Origin of the sequence: Emcibacter nanhaiensis, assembly GCF_006385175.1 — a bacterium.
Lineage (GTDB): Bacteria > Pseudomonadota > Alphaproteobacteria > Sphingomonadales > Emcibacteraceae > Emcibacter > Emcibacter nanhaiensis.
Genome location: NZ_VFIY01000018.1, coordinates 641657 through 661636 on the forward strand (window position 1 = coordinate 641657; position 19980 = coordinate 661636).

The 19980-nt window shown below is 57.8% G+C and carries 20 protein-coding genes and 1 tRNA gene; 9 read left to right on the top strand and 12 right to left on the bottom strand.

From position 1 onward, the window contains the following. Positions 1 to 32 precede the first annotated feature (32 nt). Positions 33 to 713 (bottom strand): pyrimidine 5'-nucleotidase, encoded by a 681-nt coding sequence (locus FIV46_RS17205; RefSeq protein ID WP_139942154.1) that lies wholly within the window; start codon positions 711 to 713, stop codon positions 33 to 35. 110 nt (positions 714 to 823) lie between these two features. Between FIV46_RS17205 and FIV46_RS17210 the strand changes: the two genes are divergently transcribed. Together FIV46_RS17210 and FIV46_RS17215 are read left to right on the top strand one after the other, a co-directional pair. Beyond that, complete coding sequence (locus FIV46_RS17210) at positions 824 to 2620, top strand: sensor domain-containing diguanylate cyclase (RefSeq protein ID WP_139942155.1); 1797 nt, start codon at positions 824 to 826, stop codon at positions 2618 to 2620. Continuing rightward, positions 2601 to 3851, top strand: coding sequence for a DUF2336 domain-containing protein (locus FIV46_RS17215; RefSeq protein ID WP_139942156.1), 1251 nt, complete (start codon positions 2601 to 2603; stop codon positions 3849 to 3851). The genes FIV46_RS17210 and FIV46_RS17215 overlap by 20 nt, the downstream gene beginning before the upstream one ends. Before the next feature lie 26 nt (positions 3852 to 3877). Here the strand turns inward: FIV46_RS17215 and argB are convergent, their stop codons facing one another. The 6 genes from argB to rpmH form a co-directional block, all read right to left on the bottom strand. Further along, positions 3878 to 4801 (bottom strand): acetylglutamate kinase, encoded by a 924-nt coding sequence (argB, locus tag FIV46_RS17220; RefSeq protein WP_139942287.1) that lies wholly within the window; start codon positions 4799 to 4801, stop codon positions 3878 to 3880. 30 nt (positions 4802 to 4831) lie between these two features. Then, entirely contained in the window at positions 4832 to 5494 is a 663-nt protein-coding gene (gene yihA, locus FIV46_RS17225; RefSeq protein WP_139942157.1) for a ribosome biogenesis GTP-binding protein YihA/YsxC, read from the bottom strand. Between the two features lie 11 nt (positions 5495 to 5505). Further along, entirely contained in the window at positions 5506 to 7242 is a 1737-nt protein-coding gene (gene yidC / locus FIV46_RS17230) for a membrane protein insertase YidC (protein ID WP_139942158.1), read from the bottom strand. A gap of 9 nt (positions 7243 to 7251) precedes the next feature. Next, positions 7252 to 7590 (bottom strand): membrane protein insertion efficiency factor YidD, encoded by a 339-nt coding sequence (gene yidD / locus FIV46_RS17235; protein ID WP_281280529.1) that lies wholly within the window; start codon positions 7588 to 7590, stop codon positions 7252 to 7254. Next, entirely contained in the window at positions 7587 to 8033 is a 447-nt protein-coding gene (rnpA, locus tag FIV46_RS17240) for a ribonuclease P protein component (protein ID WP_139942159.1), read from the bottom strand. The genes yidD and rnpA overlap by 4 nt, the downstream gene beginning before the upstream one ends. 86 nt (positions 8034 to 8119) lie before the next feature. Beyond that, positions 8120 to 8254, bottom strand: a complete 135-nt coding sequence (gene rpmH, locus FIV46_RS17245; protein ID WP_139942160.1) for a 50S ribosomal protein L34 — start codon at positions 8252 to 8254, stop codon at positions 8120 to 8122. A 342-nt stretch (positions 8255 to 8596) separates the two neighbouring features. On the opposite strand from rpmH, the gene FIV46_RS17250 reads away from it, so the two are divergent. From FIV46_RS17250 to FIV46_RS17260, 3 genes are all read left to right on the top strand, one after another. Beyond that, positions 8597 to 10006 carry a sensor histidine kinase gene (locus FIV46_RS17250; RefSeq protein ID WP_139942161.1) on the top strand — a complete coding sequence of 470 codons (1410 nt, stop codon included), beginning with the start codon at positions 8597 to 8599 and terminating at the stop codon, positions 10004 to 10006. A gap of 38 nt (positions 10007 to 10044) precedes the next feature. Next, on the top strand, positions 10045 to 10629 hold the full coding sequence (locus FIV46_RS17255) for a hypothetical protein (protein ID WP_139942162.1): 585 nt from the start codon (positions 10045 to 10047) through the stop codon (positions 10627 to 10629). Positions 10630 to 10753: 124 nt separating this feature from the next. Beyond that, positions 10754 to 11371, top strand: a complete 618-nt coding sequence (locus FIV46_RS17260; protein WP_139942163.1) for a class I SAM-dependent methyltransferase — start codon at positions 10754 to 10756, stop codon at positions 11369 to 11371. Positions 11372 to 11374: 3 nt separating this feature from the next. Here the strand turns inward: FIV46_RS17260 and ggt are convergent, their stop codons facing one another. Both ggt and FIV46_RS17270 read right to left on the bottom strand, forming a co-directional pair. Further along, the gene (gene ggt, locus FIV46_RS17265) at positions 11375 to 13111 is read right to left on the bottom strand and encodes a gamma-glutamyltransferase (protein WP_139942164.1); all 1737 of its coding nucleotides are present in this window, start codon (positions 13109 to 13111) and stop codon (positions 11375 to 11377) included. Between the two features lie 25 nt (positions 13112 to 13136). After that, on the bottom strand, positions 13137 to 13739 hold the full coding sequence (locus FIV46_RS17270; protein ID WP_139942165.1) for a hypothetical protein: 603 nt from the start codon (positions 13737 to 13739) through the stop codon (positions 13137 to 13139). Between the two features lie 209 nt (positions 13740 to 13948). Here FIV46_RS17270 and FIV46_RS17275 point away from each other — a divergent pair. Together FIV46_RS17275 and FIV46_RS17280 are read left to right on the top strand one after the other, a co-directional pair. Beyond that, a tRNA-Arg gene (locus tag FIV46_RS17275) sits at positions 13949 to 14025 on the top strand. A 142-nt stretch (positions 14026 to 14167) separates the two neighbouring features. Next, positions 14168 to 14671 (top strand): MarR family winged helix-turn-helix transcriptional regulator, encoded by a 504-nt coding sequence (locus tag FIV46_RS17280; RefSeq protein ID WP_139942166.1) that lies wholly within the window; start codon positions 14168 to 14170, stop codon positions 14669 to 14671. Between the two features lie 94 nt (positions 14672 to 14765). Here the strand turns inward: FIV46_RS17280 and FIV46_RS17285 are convergent, their stop codons facing one another. Together FIV46_RS17285 and ligM are read right to left on the bottom strand one after the other, a co-directional pair. Next, on the bottom strand, positions 14766 to 15620 hold the full coding sequence (locus FIV46_RS17285) for a methylenetetrahydrofolate reductase (RefSeq protein ID WP_219846180.1): 855 nt from the start codon (positions 15618 to 15620) through the stop codon (positions 14766 to 14768). A gap of 106 nt (positions 15621 to 15726) precedes the next feature. Continuing rightward, positions 15727 to 17121, bottom strand: a complete 1395-nt coding sequence (ligM, locus tag FIV46_RS17290) for a vanillate/3-O-methylgallate O-demethylase (RefSeq protein WP_139942168.1) — start codon at positions 17119 to 17121, stop codon at positions 15727 to 15729. A 250-nt stretch (positions 17122 to 17371) separates the two neighbouring features. Here ligM and purU point away from each other — a divergent pair, with 250 nt between their 5' ends. Next, complete coding sequence (purU, locus tag FIV46_RS17295) at positions 17372 to 18232, top strand: formyltetrahydrofolate deformylase (RefSeq protein WP_139942169.1); 861 nt, start codon at positions 17372 to 17374, stop codon at positions 18230 to 18232. A gap of 59 nt (positions 18233 to 18291) precedes the next feature. Further along, complete coding sequence (folD, locus tag FIV46_RS17300; protein ID WP_219846181.1) at positions 18292 to 19149, top strand: bifunctional methylenetetrahydrofolate dehydrogenase/methenyltetrahydrofolate cyclohydrolase FolD; 858 nt, start codon at positions 18292 to 18294, stop codon at positions 19147 to 19149. A 2-nt stretch (positions 19150 to 19151) separates the two neighbouring features. On the opposite strand, the gene FIV46_RS17305 is transcribed toward folD, so the two are convergent. Beyond that, complete coding sequence (locus tag FIV46_RS17305; protein ID WP_139942171.1) at positions 19152 to 19907, bottom strand: GntR family transcriptional regulator; 756 nt, start codon at positions 19905 to 19907, stop codon at positions 19152 to 19154. Positions 19908 to 19980 lie beyond the last annotated feature (73 nt).

The following is a 19980-nucleotide window of genomic DNA, read 5'->3' on the forward strand; positions in this document are numbered from 1 at the left end:
CCGCCCCGGCTGTCAATGATTCCCGGACCGCTTTATTCTTTTTGTTCAAAAGCCGCCGCAAGGTCGGAAAGCCAGCCCGTCAGGTCCTCGACCGTATAGTCGATATGCGCCTCGTTCATGCCGTCCCGGGACCATTCCTGATGGGTCGGCACCCAGACCGTGGTCATGCCGGCTTCCCGCGCCGGCTCCAGGTTACGGGCGATATCCTCCACCATCACGGATTTGTCCGCTTTGACCCCGGTATGTTCGATCATTTTTCGAAAACTTTCCCGGTCCGGTTTGGGGGTATATCCGCCGAGCCGGATATCAAAAATATCGTCAAAAAAATCCGCAATACCGATCCGCTGCAACACCTTTTCCGCATAGGGCACATCGGCGTTGGTGTAGATGACCTTTCGGCCCGGCAGTGCCTTGAGCGCACCGGCCAGTTGCGGATTCTCCTCAAGCCCGCTGAAGTCCACGTCATGGACAAAATCCAGGAACTTATCCGGGGACACCCCGTGTTCACTCATCAGGCCCCTGAGAGTGGTGCCGTGGGTGCGGAAAAAATGCTTCTGCAGCGCCCGGGCTTCCTCTTGCTCCAGGTCGAATTTTTCCGCGATGAACCGGCCCATGCGCTGGTCCACCTGGTCGAACAGACTGTTGGCGGCCGGATAGAGAGTATTATCCAGGTCAAAGACCCAGTGTTCCAGCTCTGAAAGGTCGAGAGTCATATTATGATTTTGTCCAGATTTTTCCAAAGAAGTAAACCAGTTGTTAACAGCTTGGTCTCTATTATGTGTCCCTAAATTAACTGCGGATCAGTAAGGCTTACTTAGTAATCATGAGCATGGACGTCAATATCGCACGGATCATCCAGAAATCCAATCTGTCTCGGGAGAAAACCGCCCTTCCTGATTTGTCCGCCTTCAGTTTCCAGACCGAGATGATTATCGAAATGTTTCCGGGGCCGGCATTGATGGTCGACAGTGAGCAGAATATCCTGCATCACAACATCCATGCCCTGGGAATTGTGGAAGCCCTGCAGGCCGGAGACCTCACCTTCACCGGCCTGATTGCCCGCAGCCTCACCAACAATTGCCCCGACATGCAGAAAGTCATCCTGAATGACAGCAAGGGCATCCGCCACTACAACCTTTATGCCATGCCGGCCAGCCGGCAGGATGCGACCGGGGAAAAAGCGGTTCTGGTGACCGGGCGGGAAATCACAGTGGAACATAACCTGACCAATGCGCTGGTCGAATCCCGCCAGATGTTCAAGGACCTGGTCAGCTGTTCGAGTGATTTCTCCTGGGAAACCGACAGCCAGGGTCGGTTCAAATATGTCTCGCCCAAGGGCATCCTCGGGTACACCGCCTATGAGCTGAACGGCAAGCTCGCCGCCGACCTGATCGTCGGCAATGAAGGCAAGAACCCGTTTGACACGCTGGATACCATCCATGACATGGAGCTCTGGGTTCAGCGCAACGACGGGACAAAGGCCTGCATTCTGGTCTCCGCCGTCCCTATCATCGATAATAAATCCAGCTGGCAGGGCGCGCGGGGCGTCTGTCGCGATATCACCGTGGTCCGGGAGCGCGAGGCCGCCCTGCGACGCATCGGCAAGCGAGAGCATATCCTCAACCGGATTGTCACGACCATCCGTGACCTCTCAAAACCGGATGAAATTTTCAGCAACCTGCTGAATGCCACCCTTGAAGGCATCCGTGCGAAACATGCCTGCATCCTGGAGATCAAAAAGTCGCGAAATGGTTCCCTGGACGCCGAGACCCGGGCCTGTTCCGGGACCCTCGACGATCACGATCTGCTGCACAAACTGACGCAGAAAGCGGTGGAAGTCTGCCGGAACAATGCCCCGGGCGAGAGCCGTCTGGCGGGAACGTTCACTCAGGATGGCTGGTCTGTCCTGTTCAGCATTACCCAGCATCATAATGAACCCAACGGTGCATTCTGCCTGCTTCGCGAGGAAGGTTCACAGGAGTGGTCGGAAGAGGACGCCATTCTGTTCAATGGCATTTCCAGCCATCTGGGTATCGCCATGGAGCAAATCCATAAGCAGGAAGAACTGGAACATCTGTCCCGCACGGATGAACTGACTGGACTATTGAACCGCCGCGCTTTCACAGAAGAAGTCAAAAAACGCATCACCCACCAGAAACGCAGTCGCGAAAACTGCGCCCTGCTGTTTGTCGATCTGGACAATTTCAAAACCGTCAATGACAAGCTGGGTCACAAAGTCGGTGACAAGGTCCTGCAGAAAGTTGCCGAACTCCTGAGCAAAAATACACGCGTCGGCGATTATATCTGCCGCCTCGGCGGCGACGAATTCGCATTGTGGCTTGAAAATGTGGATGCGGATGTCGCCATGGAGAAGGCCAGCGACCTTGTCGCGGGCCGCCGGTCGCTGCAGCAGGTCACCGGCGAGCTGTCCCCGGCGCCGGGCCTGTCGATCGGTGTCGCCATCAGTTCGCCGCGGAAAAACGTCACACTTGACCAGCTGCTGGAACTGGCGGACGCGGCGCTCTATGACGTCAAAAAAACCGGCAAAAATGCCGTGACCTTGGCGGAAGGGGACCGTAGTGGCGAAGGGAGGGAGAGAAATGAAAAATCTGCTGAATAAAATTTTCGACAAGAACGACAAAAAGGACCTCTCCTATGAAGAGGCCCGCGACGCCCTGGAAAAACAGAAGGCAAGCGATAAAAAGCTTCTGGCCCGGCGGCCGGAAACTCAGCCTGAAGTGCTCTATTACCTGGCCACTGACGAGGATGCCACTATCCGTCGCGATGTGGCCAGAAATGAAAGCACCCCGATCCAGGCCGATGAACTCCTCGCCAACGACAATAGTGATGACGTTCGCCTTGAGCTGGCCCGCAAGATTTCCCGTATCTTTCCCGACCTGTCCCAGCATGACCAGGTCCAGATCCGGGAAAAAGCCATCGAGATTCTGGAGAAGCTGGCCAATGACCAGTTTCCCAAGGTGCGGCAGATTGTCGCCGAGGAATTAAAGTCCTCCGACCTGGTCCCGCACAAGATCGTCAAGACCCTGGCCAGGGATCAGGAACTGGCAGTTTGCGCCCCGATTCTGGAATATTCACCGCTGCTGAGCGATGTGGACCTGAAGGAAATCATTGCCGTCACCACCGTGAGCGGGGCGCTCAGCGCCATTGCCCGGCGTGAACAGGTCAGTGAAGATATTTCCGAGGCCCTGACCAATTCGCTGGATGTGCCGGCGGTCTCCGCCCTGATCGCCAACCAGAACGCCCAGATCCGCGAAGACACGCTGGATGCCATTCTCGACCAGGCCAGAAGCGTGGAATCCCTGCACCCGCCGCTGGTGGAGCGGCCCAACCTGTCGCTGCGCGCCATCAAGCGGATCGCCGGCTTTGTCGCCTCCTCCCTGGTCAGCCGCATGCTGGAGAAAAACCATCTCGAGAAAGATGTGGCCGATGAAATCCTCGCCAACGTGCGCAAAAGGATCCAGGACCAGCAGGTCGATGAGGATGATATCCAGACCCTGGCCGAGCAGGCCCGGGACCTGGTGGAAAAAGGTGTCGTGGATGACGATTTTATCCAGAATGCCCTCGGCAACAAGCAACGCGAGCTTGTGATCCAGTGCCTGGCCCTGTTGTCCGGAATCAAGGTGGATTCTGTCCGCAAACTGATTGCCAGCAACAAAAGCCGCCGTATTGTCGCCCTCTGCTGGCGCGCCGAGCTGAGCATGCGCACCGCCCTCGACCTGCAACATAAACTGGCCCATATCCCGCCCGAGGATTTCATCAATGCCCGGGACGGCGTTGACTATCCCCTGTCCGGCGCGGAAATGGAATATGAGCTGGAGCTTTATGCCTGAGGCCTGACGCGGCCTATTTTGCCAATCTACTTTGCATGGCCGATGAAGCTGCCGGCGCCGTGTTCGGTAAACAGTTCCAGCAGCAGGGCATGCTTGACCCGTCCGTCAATGATGACGGCCGCCCCCACGCCGTGATCCACGGCATGGATACAGGTATCGATTTTCGGGATCATGCCGCCGGAAATGGTGCCGTCAGCAATCATGGCCCGCGCCTTTTCCTCGGTCATTTCGGAAATCAGTTCCCCGTTCGCGTCCAGCACCCCTTCCACATCGGTCAGCAGCAACAGACGGGTGGCGCCCAGCGCCTCGGCGATGGCGCCGGCCATGGTATCTGCATTGATGTTATAGGTCTCGCCGTTTTCGCCGAGCCCGATCGGGGCAATCACCGGAATGACCGATGATTCCTCGAACATGCGCAGGAAGTCGGCGTTGACTTTTTTCGGATAGCCGACAAAGCCCAGGTCCAGGACCTGTTCGATATTGCTGTCCGGGTCCTTGCGGGTCCGGCGCAGCGGTTCGGCAATCACCAGGTTGCTGTCCTTGCCGGACAGGCCCACCGCCTGGCCGCCCACATTGTTGATGGAAGCGACGATGCCCTTGTTGATACTGCCGCTGAGTACCATTTCGGCAATGCCGATGGTATCCTTGTCGGTGACCCGGAGGCCGTCGATGAAAGAGCTTTTGATCTGCAGGGCTTCGAGCATGCGGCCGATCTGGGGGCCGCCGCCATGCACCACAACCGGGTTCATGCCCACCTGTTTCATCAGCACCACGTCATGGGCAAAGCTGTGGGACAGATCGTCGTCGCCCATGGCGTGACCGCCATATTTGATGACAATGGTCTGGCCGGCATATCGGCGCATATAGGGCAGGGCCTCGGAAAGGGTCTTGGCCTTTCTCAGATATCTTGCCTTCTGTTCCTGCTTGTCCAGCTTTTCCTGCTCAGTCATCATGCACCTTTACCTGATCTTCTTTTTCTTCTAGGAGGCAGCGAGGGCCGCGATACTGGCGCGCAACTCATCCACGCCGTCACCCTTGACCGAACTGGTCAGGATCACTTCCGGATGGGCCGCCACATTCTTTTTGATGGCCTGTTCTGTTGCCTCCCTGACCTTTTCCTGCTCCCCTTTTTTAAGCTTGTCAACTTTTGTCAGAATAATCTGGTAGGAAACGGCGCTTTCATCCATCAGTTTCATGATATCCCGGTCGCCCTCCTTGAGGCCGTGCCGGCTGTCCACCAGCACGTAAACCCGCCGCAGATTCGGACGGCCCCTGAGGTAATCCTTCATCAGTCTGGTCCACTGGTTGACCAGCGAACGGGACACCTTGGCATAGCCGTAGCCCGGCAGGTCGACCAGATAGAGCGCCAACTCCTCCCGCTTGCCGAGCAGGAAGAAATTGAGCATCTGGGTCCGGCCCGGCGTGTTGGAGGTCCGGGCCAGGGTCTTGCGCCCGGTCAGGGCGTTGATCAGGCTGGACTTGCCCACATTGGAGCGGCCGGCAAAGGCAATCTCGCCCAGGTCCGCCGGCGGCAGGTTATCCAGCACCGGCGATCCCATGATGAAATCGCAATTCTGGGCAAAGAGAAGACGGCCCCGCTCCAGCCAGGCCGCCTTTTCTTCTTGTGTCATTTCGTCGGTCATATTCACCTGTTTCAGCTCTTGCCCGGCACCTCTGCATCAACCCGCCGCATGATGATCCACTGCTGAAGAATGCTGAGCATATTGTTCCAGGTCCAGTAGATCACCAGACCCACGGCAAAATTGGCCAGGATGAAGGTGAAAATAATCGGCATGAACATGAAAATCTTCTGCTGCACCGGATCGGTGGCGGCCGGGTTCAGCTTCTGCTGCAGCCACATGGTGATGCCCATCAGCACCGGCAGGATGCCGATGGCCAGGAAGCTCGGCGGATCCCAGGGAATCAGGCCGAACAGGTTGGTCACCAGCAGCGGATCCGGCGCGGACAGGTCCCTGATCCAGCCAAAGAAAGGCGCATGGCGCATATCGATGGTGACATAGAGAGTCTTGTACAGCGAGAAGAAGATCGGGATCTGAATGAAGATCGGCAGGCAGCTGGCCAGCGGATTAACCTTCTCCTTCTTGTACAGTTCCATGGTCTCCTGCTGCAGGCGCATCTTGTCGTCGCCGTATTTTTCCTTCAGTGCCTGCATTTTCGGGGTCAGCTTTTTCATCTTGCTCATGGAGACGAACTGCTTGTTGGCCACCGGGAACAGGATCAGCCGGATGCCGACGGTCAGCAGCAGGATGGCAACCCCGAAGTTTCCGACCAGGCCGTACAGGAAGTCCAGCGTATAAAAGATCGGCTTGGTCAGGAAATAGAACCAGCCCCAGTCAATGGCATAGCTGAACATGCGGATATTTTCGCTGTCACGATAGTGATCCAGCAATTCCACCTTCTTGGCGCCGGCGAAAAGTTTGTCCGTCACCTCGATGGTCTGGCCCGGCGCCACGGTGCGGCTGGCCAGAATATAGTCGGTCTGGAATTTTTCACCGCTCTTTCCGACATGGCGCAGGATACGGCCGTCAAAATCTTCCCGGCTGTCGGGAATCAGGGCCACCAGCCAGTATTTGTCGGTGATGCCGAGCCAGCCGCCGGCCTTGCCGTGGGCTTTCTGGGTTTCTTCCTCGATATCCTTGTAGCTGAATTCATCCTTACCGTCTTCCATCACCCAAAGCGGTCCTTCATGCAGGATGTACAACTGCTTGCCCTGGGGACGGCTTTCACGGGACACCAGCCCGTAAGGCGCCATTGAAACCGCCGTGTCAGCGTTGTTGGTCACGGACTGGGTGATCTTGAACATATAGTTCTCGTCCAGCGCAATCACCCGCTTGAACAGCAGGCCCTCGTTGTTAGCCCAGCTGAGCGTCACCTTGTCGCCGGCTTTGAGCTCGCCCTTGTCGGCGGTCCAGATGGTGTTGGCCGTTGGGCCGTTCTGCACACCGGCCCAGCCGAATTCAGCGTAATAGCCCTCACCGCTGCCGGCGGGGCTCAGGAGCACCACTTCTTCCTTGCCGTCCACTTCCACATGATAGTCCCTGAGCGTCAGGTCATCCAGGCGGCCGCCCCTGAGGGCGATCGAGCCATGCACGCGGGGAGAGGAGATCGGAATGCGCGGCGTGGTCTGCAGCTGTTCTTCCCGGCTCTGCGGCACGTCCTTGACCACCGGCGCATCGACGCCGGGAATGGTGCCGGCCGCACTCATGTCCGGAACATTGCTGTCCCCTGCCTCAGCCTGCTGAGCCAGCTGTTCCTGCTGTGCCTGCTCGGCGGCGTCCCGTTGCGGTTTGGAGATAAATACTTCGTACCCCAGCAAAATCGCCATTGTCAGCGCGATGGCAATAATGAAATTCTTGTTATCCTGCTGCATAAACCCTTCTCAGTACTTTCTACCTTCGCCGCCGTGATGCCCGGCATGGCATTTGCAATTGTTCCTGTCTGCCTTTTGTCCCTCTTCCCCTTGTTTCGGCGGCACCGGATCGAACCCGTGCCCGCCCCAGGGATTGCAGCGCAAAATACGCCGGACGGCCAAATATGTCCCCTTGAACGGACCAAATCTGTCAATGGCGATATAGGCATATTCCGAACAGGTCGGCAGATATCGGCATTTGGGTCCCAGCAGGGGCGAAATCAAATACTTATAGAGTGTGATCAGGCCTTTCAAGAAATAAGACAGAATATCGAGGAGAAATCGCATGATCCGGCGGAGAAATGTCATTTTTCCCCTCCGGAGGCAGCGACTTGCTCCCGCTTTTGTCCGTTCCGGCGTTGGGCCGGCTTTTTGCCGTTTTCATCGCCGAGTCTTTTCAGCGACCATTTCAGGTCGCGAATCAGATCGTCAAAGCTGCGCTCCTCAATGCCGGAGCGGGCGATCAGCACATAATCCTGACCGGCCTTGCCCTTTTCCGGCAATACCCGGCGCACCACTTCGCGAAGCCGCCTGCGGGCCCGGTTGCGCACCACCGCATTGCCCACCTTCTTGCTGGTGGTATAGCCGACCCGGATCTCCTCGCCGCTGTCCACGCCCTCGGGCTGCTTGCACGTCTGGACGATCATGGCGGGCGAGATCCATTTCTTATTGGCCCGGGCCACACGCAGGAAATCGCTGCGCTTTTGCAGCACAGTGATTTTTTTATCTTTAGTTTCAGACTGTTGCGTCATGACCATGGGTCCATCAAAACAAAACCGGCCACTGAAGTCAGGGGCCGGTCTGTTCCTATTGCCTGTTCAGGCGAAATCCGCTGCCTTTACGCTGAAAGGCGCTTCCGTCCTTTTGCCCGGCGAGCTGCAAGAACCCGGCGACCACCAACAGAAGCGGAACGTGCACGAAAACCGTGACGACGTTTACGAACCAAAACGCTTGGCTGAAATGTACGTTTCACAGGATATCTCCATTTGCCGCTACGGGTCTTTGACCCTATCCACCGGATCATCACGATCCGGACTAAATTACCACGCCCCCGCGCTCTCCACAGGGGCAGGTCTGATTGATGGGGGTGTATAATGCCTTTCCGCGGCCAAGTCAACGCCCAAGTCCACAGAACAAGGCAAAAATTATGGACTCTTTTTGACAGGCCCGGAACTGCCCGGCCGCGCGGTCCCGCGGCTCTTCCAGCGGGCTTCACAAAGTCGTGAAACAACTTTATTGTATTTCCCACGCCGGGGGCCTTTATTCTCCGGCCCAAAGACGCGTTACCAGAAACCTAGAGCGGGGGCAGGATCGGTTGGTCGAAACTCTGAAATATCTTTCCCTGCGCAACAGGCTGTCCAACAGGCTGCTGCTGCTGACCATCGGCTTCGTCATGCTGGCCGAGGTGCTGATCTATGTGCCGTCCATCGCCGGCTTCCGCCTCAACTGGCTCGAGGAACGGCTCGGCGCCGCCCAGATCGCCATCCTCGCCATCGAGGCTGCGCCCGACTATATGGTCGGCGAGAAACTGTCCTGGGAGCTCTTGAACTCGGCCGGGGTGGTGGCCATTGTCCGCAAGAAGGACGACAACCGGGAACTGGTGCTGGGCACCGACAAGCCGCTCAACGTCGAGGCCCGCTACGACATCCGCGACACTAACTGGTGGACCCTGGTGCATGACGCTTTCGAGGCCATGTGGCACACCCATCCCCACTCGCGCCTGATCGAGGTCACCGGCTATACCAGTGACGAAAGCATGGACTTCCTGCAGATCATCTTTGACGAAGAGTTGCTGTGCCATGCGCTGTACCAATATTCGCGCAATGTGCTGCTGGTCTCCATCATCATCTCGCTGATGACCGCGGCGCTGGTCTATGTCACCCTGTCCCTCCTCCTGGTGCGGCCGGTGCGCAAGATCACCGACAGCATGATCTCCTTCCGCGAGGCGCCGGAGGATACCCGCCGCCAGTTCACGCCCGAGGACCGCCAGGACGAGATCGGCGTGGTGATGAAGGAACTGGCCATGATGCAGGACGAGGTGCGCCGGGCCCTGAACCAGAAAACCCATCTCGCCAACCTCGGCATTGCCGTGAGCAAGATCAACCATGACCTCAGGAACATCCTCGCCAGCGCCCAGCTGGTCTCCGATCATCTCTCGACCCTCAAGGATCCGACGGTGCAGAAGCTCACCCCCCGCTTTGTCAGCGCCGTCGACCGGGCGATCCGGCTGTGTGAAAATACCCTCGCCTACGGCCGGGCGGAGTTGGAGAAACCCCGGCTCGAGCAGGTGGCGCTCCGGCCGGTCATTGACGATGTGGCCATCTCTCTGGGTTTGCCGGAAGACGGGCCGGTCAAAATCCTCAACCACCTCCCGGCGGCGCTCACACTCTCCGCCGACCCGGACCAGCTGTTCCGCGTGTTCCTCAATCTGGGCCGCAATGCAGTGCAGGCGCTGGAGCAGGCCCGGCTCAACAAGGGCGAGATCACCGTCAGCGGCCAGACGGAAGACAGCACCATCGTCATCGACTTTTGCGACAACGGCCCGGGCATCCCGGCCCGGATCCAGGAGAAGCTGTTCCAGCCGTTCCACGGCAGCTCCAACGGCGGCGCCGGACTGGGGTTGGCCATCGCCCGCGAGATCATCGAAGCCCACGGCGGCCGCATCACCCTGACCGACAGCGGCCCCGACGGCACCTGCTTCCGCATTGAACTGCCGGCGGGGTAGGAGTATAATTCTATCTGGATTTTAATTGGGGGAGCAAAATGAAACAGAAGATTGTGGATCTTTTGAAAGGTCTTTTATTCCTCCCTCCTATCCCCGTCATGGTGGCCATGTGGCTCATTTTGATTATCGGCAGCGAATATATACCGGAAAATGTTCAGACCCTGCCAGAGTTCCTAGCTAGTTTTACTTTTATCCTTTTATTCATAGGAGGTTGGTTAATCTGGCCCCTCGCCCTGATCCTCTATCTACATAAAAACTTTGCTTTGACGTCGAGGAAAATGGTTCGGTTCGTTTTTGTCAGTAATCTGGCAGTGTTAGTTTTAATTGGGGTCGCGGCGACAACAGACTATCTGCTACCCACTTACTCGCCTCCGGAAATCTGGCATCAAATCTGGAAAATTCTAACCCTTCCCATTATCGTCCTGGCGTTTTTCCCAAGATTTCTGGCAACAAAGATGCTCGACGAAGCTGAGGAGAAATTTCTCAGTCTTCAACGCGCCTCATTCTTCACCTTCATGCTGATATTCACTATGCCCATGATCTATATTTTTATTCCCGGACGACTGAAAAAACTGGACGAGTGGTTAGTTTCCAAAGGCAGTAAAACTTTGTTCCCAGCATGATATCCTTACTGTGCGGCTCACCGCCAACTCCCACCAATTTCCTGTTTTCCCCGTCCCAAAAATATGCGATATATATGTTAGTGTAACTAACAATAACAGAACGGGTTCAGTTCAGGAGGCAACCATGAGTTTTTACGAGAGACATATCCTGCCCCGCATCGTCAATATGGCCTGCGGCATGAGCAACATCGCCGAGCAGCGCGAAAAAGTGGTCCCCCATGCCGAGGGGCGGATTCTGGAGGTCGGTTTCGGCTCCGGCCACAACCTGCCCTACTATACGCCGGACAAGGTGGAAAAGCTGTGGGCGCTGGAGCCGTCCGAAGGCATGCGCAAGCTGGCCAGTAAACGGGCCGAGGGCATACCCTTCGATATGGAATATCTGGGCCTCGAGGCCGAGGAAATCCCGCTCGACGACAACAGCGTCGATACCGTGGTCATCACCTATACGCTGTGCACCATTCCCGACACCGCCAAGGCGCTGGCTGGCATGAAGCGGGTGCTGAAGCCGGGCGGCCGCATTCTCTTTTCCGAGCACGGCAAGGCGCCCGACGACGCGGTGCTGCGCTGGCAGGACCGGCTTAACCCCATGTGGAAGGCCATGTGCGGCGGCTGCAACCTCAACCGCGACATCAACCAGTTGATCAGGGAAGCCGGCTTCAAGCCCGAAGACATGACCGCCGAATATGTCCCCGGTCCCCGCTGGGCCAGCTTCATGTATTGGGGCAGCGCGCTCAAGGAGTAGAGGCTACTCCGCCAGCGTCACCCCTTCGCGCCGGGGATCGGCGCCGCCTTCATAAAGGGCGCCTTGCTCATCATAATGGACGATAAAGCCGTGCAGGCCGCTGTTGGTGGTGCGGATGGATATCTCGTGGCCTTTGGCGCGTAGCGCCGGGGCGAGCTGTTCCGCCGCCGTGGTCCGTTCCAGGTAGACCGGCCCGTTGCGGGTCAGCACATGGGGCTGGCTCACCGCCTGCTGCAGGGACATGCCCCAGTCGAGCACATTGACGATGGTCTGGGTCACATAGCCGATGATGCTGTTGCCGCCGGGCGAGCCGATCGCCATCACCAGCCGGTCCTGGTCGTCAAACACCAGGGTCGGTGACATGCTGCTCCTCGGCCGTTTGCCGCCCTCGACCCGGTTGGCCACCGGCAGGCCGTCCCTGGTGAAGGGGATGAAGGAAAAGTCGGTGAGCTGGTTGTTGAGGATAAAGCCGCCGACCATCATGCGGTTGCCGAACACATTCTCCACCGTCGCTGTCATGCTGACGGCATGGCCCCACTGGTCGACAATGGAAAAATGGCTGGTGGACGGCAGTTCCGGGGTCATGCCCTCCCCGTACGCCACCTGCACCGGCATCGGCGGACGACCGGCCGTGGCCGTTCCCACGGTTTTGTCCGGGCTGATGTCGCGGGCGCGGTTGCGCAGGTAATCGGGATCGGTCAGGCCTTCGGTAGGGACAAAGACAAAATCCGGGTCGGCCATATAGAGATCCCGGTCGGCATAGGACAGTTTCTCCGCCTCCAGCAGCAGATGCATGGCCTCCGGTGAATTGGGCGTCATGTCCCCCATATCAAAATTCTGCAGGATACCGAGGATCGCCAGCACCGTGGCCCCGCCGGAGGACGGCGGCGGCATGCCGCACACTTTGTAGGCCCGGTAGGGCCGGCACACCGCTTCGCGGATTTTCGGCCGGTAGGCCGCCATATCCTCCAGCGTCAGCTGGCCGGGGTTATGTTTGGCGGTCTGCACCGCCTTAACGATCTTTTCCGCCAGCGGGCCGTGATAGAAGGCGTCCGCTCCCCTGTCCGCCAGCAGCCGCAGGGTAGCGGCCAGTTCCGGGTTCTTCAGCAGGTAGCCGGTGGGCCGGGCCTTGCCGTCCTTGTCATAGAAATAATTGCGGCTCGCTTCGAATTTTTTCAGCAGCGGGTCCTGGTCGATCAGGTAATGCAGCCGCGGCGAGACCCGGAAACCCTTGTCCGCCAGTCGGATCGCCGGTTCGAACAACTTCTTCCACGGCAGCTTGCCGGCCTTTTTGTGGGCCATGTCCATCAGCGCCAGCATGCTCGGCGTACCGGTCGAGCGTCCGCCCAGCACCGCATCGAGAAACCCCTGATAGGAGCGTTCCACATCGGCGAAAAGATTAAAGTCATCTGCCGCCGGCGCGGTCTCGCGCCCGTCAAAGGCATAGACCCGGCCGCCTTTTCCTTCCCCGGGGCCCTCTTCCGGGTCATAATACATCATGAAGCCGCCGCCGCCGATGCCCGAGGACTGCGGCTCCACCAGGGTCAGCACCAGCTCCGCCGCAATGGCCGCATCCACGGCGCTGCCGCCCGCTTTGAGCATCTCCATCCCGGCCGCCGCCGCATGGGGATTGGCCGCCACCACCATATGCTTGCGCCCGGTATCGGTCTTGGGACCACTTTCGGCACCGGCGGCAAACGGCAGGCAGATAAGAAGCAAAGCGACGAACAGTCTTTTCATTTTTGATCCCCGATATTGGTTTTCTTTATTGTTTCAGGTCGGCCAGTTGTTCTTCGGCCGTGCCGATCAGTTCCCTGGTGCGGGCGGACAGGCTCCGGGCGCGCTGCTGCAGCACCTGCAACCTCTCCTCAAGCCCGCTCATTTCCGGCAACCGGTTCTGCAGGCTGAAGGCGTCTTCCACCAGAATGCCGAGACTGACTTGCCGGTCCGCGAGACGCGACAGGGTCATCTGGCTGCCGCGCCACAATTCGGCGCGCCGGATCTCGTCTTCGCTCTCCCGGGTTTTCTTGAGTGCCTGGCCCAGCTCACGGGTAAATTCGGAAATTTCCGATTCCAGGCCCTCGAAACGGCCTTCCATGACGATCAGCTGGGCCTGGACCTGCTCCGCGCTCAGGGGAGTGGTGTCGCCGGCCGGCGGCAGACTCGCGGCCTCCTCCCGGGTGCTCTCTGCCCCCTCATCGGGCGTCACCGGCTTGTCCCGCAGCTGCTGCATATATTGCCAGGTTTCGTCGGCCTTCATTTCCGGCCAGTCCGTATCCCCCTTGCCGGAACAGGCCGCAAGTCCCAGGGCGCCCAGAAGGACGGAGAGTGACAAAACATTACTGGTTTTAAAAGACTTAGCGGACACTAACATCCCCCGGCATATTTTATTCCTGATAACGGACCACGGTTAACCGGCGCGAGTGTACGGCAGGAGAATGGCGAGAACAAGTCACAGTTCCGCGGCCGGTTGAAAAAAAATGACATAAAACTGCAAAGGGGGCTTGCAATTGCAGCCGGTTATGAGTAGTTTCCGCGCCACAGGAAAGATTCCTGTATTGATCCGAGGATCACTGCGCGCTCGTAGCTCAGCTGGATAGAGCACTAGACTACGAATCTAGGGGTCGGGAGTTCGAATCTTCCCGAGCGCGCCATTCCTCCCTCCCCCCATATTTATGTTTCATTTTTTTTCAGCGCCCGATATCTGCCCGTCGGTTATGTTTGCTCCGATTCCCGGAATAGGCTAGATATAGTTAACAGGCACACAAGTATCTTATCAACGAGGAGGGGGATGATATGAACAGGGGTGAAGACAGGCTCGACGAGGCGCCGGAAAATACCGAAATGTTTCTGGACACCTTCGTGCCCTATGTCATGTACCGCATCACCAACCGCCTGAACAAGGAACTGCAGAAAGACCTGCGTCCCCTGAACATCAATGTGTCGCGCTGGCGGGTCCTCGCCGCCCTCAACAAGCAGGACGGCCGCACCATGAGCGAGCTCGGCGATTTCACCATGATCGAGCAGTCGTCCCTGAGCCGGGTGGTGGACACCATGGTCGAGGAAGGGCTGGTGACCCGGCGGCTGAAGCAGGACGACCACCGCTTCGTCCATGTCTTTCTGACCGACGAGGGGCTCGCCAAATACCGGGAAATCTACCCCAGCGCCTTTTCCCGGCAGGACATGATCCTCGATGAGTTCACCGAGGACGAGCAGGACATGCTGCTCGAGTTCCTGCAGCGGATCGAGGCCAACATCCGACGGCACCGGGACCAGCCCCCCCCCTCAACAATAGAGTAATCCACCATGGCCGCCCCGCTCGGGACAAAAAAAGAGCAGACTGCCTTACGGGAAGGGACAGCCTGCTATAGGTAGTCGGTATCTTTCAGGAGAATTAACCGGCCATATGTTGGCCGGCAAAATCCGCTGATTTGATCAGCGAACCAAAGGTAAAGAAATGCACCCCGCTCAGGCCAAGGCTCGGATCGTCTGCATTGGCCTGGGCCAGCTCATTGAGCAGGGCTTCGGGGGTTTCCCCGGACAGCATGCTCTTGGCCATATTCTCCCGCTCCTTGAGAGCGCGCAGAGACGGCCCGACACCGCAGGCCATGGCATATTTAATCAGAGTCAGGGTCTTGGCCGGACCGGCGACACCAACCCGCAGTGGGGTGGTAATGCCCTGGGCGCGGAACCGTCTGGTCATGTCGATAAACGGCTGGGCGTCAAAACAGAACTGGGTCACCAATTCCACTTCCAGGCCGGCTTTTTCGGCCGCCGCCAGCTTGTCCTTGATGGCCTGTTCCAGGATATCGTCGGGGATACGGGCATGGCCTTCAGGATAGCTGCCGATATAGATTTTCCTGATGCCGTGTTTCTCGAACAGGCCGGTTTCGATCAGTTCCAGGCTGGAGCTGTAGTCGCCCACGGCCTCGTCCCGGTCGCCACCCAGCACCAGGGCCCGGTCGACACCGGCTTCGCGCACCAGGCGGCCGAGCAGGTTGTCCAGGGTCTCGTAATTCTCGATATTGCGGGCAACGATATGCGGCACGGCGTTGAGCCCGGATTCACTGAGCTTGGTGATCGCTCCCACCAGGTCGTCCAGTGTGTTTTTCGGCAGGGAAGCCACGAAAACCTCGGATCCCGGCGCCATTTTTTCGCCGGCGGCTTTGATGGATTTGCTGTCACCGGAAGTCACTTCGGCGGTATAGCCTGTCAAAAATTTACTGAGTGCAGTCTCTTGTGTCGTCATTGTCGTCACCGCCATTTCATTTACTTATAGCTGGATAAGAGTGTGGCAGGACCGCGCCTGGTGGCGCGGCTGCCGCAGGATTGAAAAGCCTTAAGCTGAGCAGGCCTTAGCCTTTGGTCCGCCAGCTGTCCGCATACGCTTCACGGGCAACCGCAGAGTAAGGTGTCGGGCTGACGATGGCGCGGATTTCCACCTGCTTATGCTTCTCGACAGTTGTCTTGTTGGTACCGCCGTTGGGCTCGCCCCAGACCACAGTCACTTCGTTGCCGATCTCGATGTCCGGATCCACAGTAGCCAGGGACAGCGCAGTGCGCTCGTTGGCACTGTAGCCGGTGAACATGGAGAAGCCGACGTGATGACCGTTGGCCATGATGGCGTCATAGTTGGAAGAGGCATAGTTGGCCAGCGGCAGGTCGAAGAACTTGCCGTTTTCCTCGCCGGTGAAGTAAGAGGCAAACAGGTTCGCCATGTCTTCACCATTCCAGGCCAGGGTTACTTTCTTGCGCTGTGCGCCTTTGTCCATGGCTTCCAGAGCTTCGCGGCCGATAAAGTCATGGTCGAACTTGATGAACGGACCATAGCCCAGGGCATAAGGAGTCACATAATAGTCTTCGATATTGTCGGAGACGAAGGAACCGCCGATGGAGCCCATGGCTTCATAGCTGTCAGCCGGCAGCCACTCGCGGTAGGCTTTCTCGCGCTCGTCAGAGTAAACGGCGGGCAGCGGAGACGGGATCCAGCCGGATTCCAGGGTGTTGGTGGCGTAAGTACGGGAGCCAACAGCCACGATGCCGAACTCTTTGCCGGCTTCCAGGATGGTGTTGCGGATCAGCTGGTAGTCTTCATAGGGACCCCAGATTTCCAGACCCGGCGCACCGGCCATGCCATGACGCAGGGCGTGAACTTTCTTGCCGGCGATGGTGATATAGTCGAAGTTGAAGAATTTGATTTCCGGAACCGGACCGCCGTTCAGTTTTTCAATCACGTCCTTGGCGTTCGGGCCCTGGATCTGGAAGCGGTAATGTTTACGCACCACCGGCTTACCCATCGGCTGGGACGGTGAACGGTTGTCATAAATGACTTCCACATCGTAACCGCCGGTTTCGGCATGAAATTGGATCCAGTTTGCTGTCGGGTTACGGCCGACGAACACGAACTCATCTTCCGCCATGCGGAACAGAATGCCGTCACCAATCACATGACCGCTGTGGGAACAGGGCACCATCTGCTTGGCCGTGCCGACCTTGAAGTTGGCAAAGCTGTTGATGGTCAGGTTGGACAGAAGTTTGAAGGCGTCCTTGCCGTTTACAAACAGGTCAACCATGTGGTGGGACTGGTCAAACAGCACGGCGGTCTCACGCCAGGCCCGCTGTTCGTCACGCCAGTTGGAAAATTCGGTCGGTACAACCGGATATACATAGGCACCGATTTGGGAGTTACGCAGCATCTCAACGGTGTTACCCGCTGCATTGAGCACGTCTTGAAGGTTCTTAGCAGCCATGACAGCCTATCTCCTATATTGAAATGATAATGGGGGGAGGAAATTTCCTCGATTTCCTGACTAATTTGAGTCTTACACTCATTTCATATTGCATGCAAGTTTTATTTTTGATACAGGTATTGCAGCAAGTTTAGGCGGGTATTTGGTATTTTTTGCATGCAATATTGCAAAGTTGAGATAAAAACCCCAATATGCGTCGCAATAATATATAACTGCCTTATAGGATCGGCTCGTACAGGAGAACAAAGCCATGGAGAATACCTATATTCTGACCCTTTCATGTGTTGACCAGCCCGGACTGGTGGCCAAGGTGTCCGGCCTGCTTTTTGAAAAAGGCGCCAACGTACTGGACGCACAGCAATTTCGTGATGGGGATACCGGCCGGTTCTTCATGCGAATCGTTTATGACCTTGCCGGCAACAGCGGCAAAGCCGACGCCCTGAAAGCCGCCTTCGCGCCGCTGGCGGAAGAATTCGGCATGACCTGGCAGATCCACAACACCGCCGAAAAGCGGAAAGTCCTGCTTCTGGTTTCCAAATTCGACCACTGCCTGGGCGACCTGCTCTACCGCAATCGAATCGGTGAATTGAACATGGATGTGGTCGGAATTGTATCCAATCACCCGAAAGAGGTCCTCAACCTGACCCTGCTGGGCGACATCCCCTATTATCATTTCCCGATCACCAAGGACACCAAGCCGCAGCAGGAAGCCCAGATCAAACAAGTGATCGAGGATACCGGCGCCGAACTGGTGGTTCTGGCCCGGTATATGCAGATCCTGTCCGACGACTTCTCCGCCTTCCTGTCCGGGCGCTGCATCAATATCCACCATTCGTTCCTGCCCGGCTTCAAGGGTGCCAAGCCCTATCACCAGGCCTATGACCGCGGGGTGAAAATGATCGGCGCCACCGCGCACTATGTGACCAAGGATCTGGATGAAGGCCCGATCATTGTGCAGGATGTTGAGGCGGTCAGCCATCGGGACACACCGGATGACCTGGTCCGCAAGGGCCGTGATATCGAGCGCCGGGTCCTGGCCCGCGCCGTTCATTATCACCTGGAAGACCGGGTCCTGACCAACGGCAGCAAGACCGTCGTTTTCCGCGACTGATCCGACCACCCAGCACACAGATATCGGGGCCGCCGGCGGCGGCCCCCGGGAGTAGTAAATTGGCTAAAATTATTGACGGCAAAAAGGTCGCCGCGACCATTCGCGACGACTGCGCCAAACGTGTTGAGAAACTCAAAGCGGCCGGGATCACCCCCGGCCTGGCGGTGATTCTAGTCGGAAGCGACCCGGCCTCGTCACTTTATGTAAGCAACAAGATCAAGGCCTGTGAAAGTGTCGGCATCAAGTCCTTCAGTCATCATCATGACATGGACATCACCACCGACGAACTGGTGGCCCTGATCGAGAAACTGAACAACGACCCGGAAGTCCACGGCATCCTGGTCCAGCTTCCCCTGCCCAAACATATCGATATGGAGCGGGTGCTGGAAACCATCTCCGTAGACAAGGATGTCGACGGCTTCCATCTCTATAATGTGGGCGGCTTGGTGGTCGGCAAGATGGTCTTTTCCCCCTGCACCCCCTACGGCGTGATGAAGATGCTGGAAAGCGAGAATATCCCGGTCGAGGGCCAGAATGTGGTTGTGGTCGGCGCCAGCAACATCGTCGGCAAGCCCATGGCCCTGATGCTGATGGCCCATGACGCCACCGTCGCCGTGTGCCACGCCAAGACCCGGGATCTGGCCCAGTTCACCATTCTGGCTGATATCCTGGTTGTCGCCGCCGGCGTGCCCAACCTGATCCTGCCCCAGATGGTCAAGACCGGCGCAGTGGTGATTGATGTGGGTATCAACCGGTTGCCGGATGGCAGCTGGCGCGGCGATGTGGATTTTGAGGGCGTGTCGAAAAAAGCCTCCTATATCACGCCGGTGCCGGGCGGGGTCGGCCCGATGACGGTCACCATGCTACTGGTCAACACCATCGAATCCGCCGAGCGGCAGCTCAAAAAAGCATCCTGATTCTACTTTTCTTCTCTGCTGGCCACTTCCAGGTCCAGCAGCGAAGCCCCCGGAATCCGTTCCAGAAGGTCCATCCGGCTCAGGGCGCGGGAGAATATCTTCAGCGCCAGCTGGGCATGCTCGCGGGCCAGGGCTTCCGCCCGCTGTCCCTGCCCTTTTTCAATCGCCTCAAGCAGGTTGGCATGCTGATACTGGCCGAACCGCAGCAGTTCGATGTGCTCACGGGAATCGCCACCGGTAAACGCGAAGGCATTGGGACCGGAGAACGGCAGGCTGGACACATGGCCAAGCGAACGGTTCAGCATGGCGCTGTCGGCAAGTTTCAGGAGTAAGTCGTGAAACTCGCCGTTCATTTCCTTGTATTCCTCCACCAGCAGGGCGCGGTCATCCATCCGGATAATTTCATCCATCGTTTTCGTGACCTTGCGCAGGGGCTCCAGTTCCTCTTTAGACAATCGCTTTTCGGCAACACGGCGGGCGGCCAGACCTTCCAGCGCACCCCTGATCTCGATGGCGTCATGCACGTCCTGAATGGTGAACTGGCGTACCGTGAAGCCACCCCGCGGCAGGGTACGCAGGAACCCTTCATGTTCGAGAATCGTCAGGGCCAGACGCACCGGCGTGCGGGAGATGTCGAGTTTTTCCACCACCGCCAGCTCGGACACGCGCTGGCCGACGGCGAATTCGCCCCGCAGAATCATTCTGCGGATTTCCTGCAGAGCCTGAACCTGTTGGGGGGAACGTGGCGTCGTCTTCATTTCGAATCCGAAATGTATAGATTATTGTCGAAACACAAACTCACGGTGATGTCCTGACCTCTTGGTAACCTTT

Bases quoted from the DNA above. Each gene is read 5' to 3' on its own strand.
- ggt (WP_139942164.1), bottom strand. From the start codon at position 13,111: ATGAAAAGACTGTTCGTCGCTTTGCTTCTTATCTGCCTGCCGTTTGCC.
- FIV46_RS17305 (WP_139942171.1), bottom strand. From the start codon at position 19,907: ATGAAGACGACGCCACGTTCCCCCCAACAGGTTCAGGCTCTGCAGGAA.
- yihA (WP_139942157.1), bottom strand. From the start codon at position 5,494: ATGACCGACGAAATGACACAAGAAGAAAAGGCGGCCTGGCTGGAGCGG.
- FIV46_RS17205 (WP_139942154.1), bottom strand. From the start codon at position 713: ATGACTCTCGACCTTTCAGAGCTGGAACACTGGGTCTTTGACCTGGAT.
- purU (WP_139942169.1), top strand. From the start codon at position 17,372: ATGGAGAATACCTATATTCTGACCCTTTCATGTGTTGACCAGCCCGGA.
- FIV46_RS17280 (WP_139942166.1), top strand. From the start codon at position 14,168: ATGAACAGGGGTGAAGACAGGCTCGACGAGGCGCCGGAAAATACCGAA.
- argB (WP_139942287.1), bottom strand. From the start codon at position 4,801: ATGACTGAGCAGGAAAAGCTGGACAAGCAGGAACAGAAGGCAAGATAT.
- yidC (WP_139942158.1), bottom strand. From the start codon at position 7,242: ATGCAGCAGGATAACAAGAATTTCATTATTGCCATCGCGCTGACAATG.
- FIV46_RS17285 (WP_219846180.1), bottom strand. From the start codon at position 15,620: ATGACGACACAAGAGACTGCACTCAGTAAATTTTTGACAGGCTATACC.
- FIV46_RS17210 (WP_139942155.1), top strand. From the start codon at position 824: ATGAGCATGGACGTCAATATCGCACGGATCATCCAGAAATCCAATCTG.
- FIV46_RS17255 (WP_139942162.1), top strand. From the start codon at position 10,045: ATGAAACAGAAGATTGTGGATCTTTTGAAAGGTCTTTTATTCCTCCCT.
- rnpA (WP_139942159.1), bottom strand. From the start codon at position 8,033: ATGACGCAACAGTCTGAAACTAAAGATAAAAAAATCACTGTGCTGCAA.
- FIV46_RS17260 (WP_139942163.1), top strand. From the start codon at position 10,754: ATGAGTTTTTACGAGAGACATATCCTGCCCCGCATCGTCAATATGGCC.
- ligM (WP_139942168.1), bottom strand. From the start codon at position 17,121: ATGGCTGCTAAGAACCTTCAAGACGTGCTCAATGCAGCGGGTAACACC.
- yidD (WP_281280529.1), bottom strand. From the start codon at position 7,590: ATGACATTTCTCCGCCGGATCATGCGATTTCTCCTCGATATTCTGTCT.
- FIV46_RS17215 (WP_139942156.1), top strand. From the start codon at position 2,601: ATGAAAAATCTGCTGAATAAAATTTTCGACAAGAACGACAAAAAGGAC.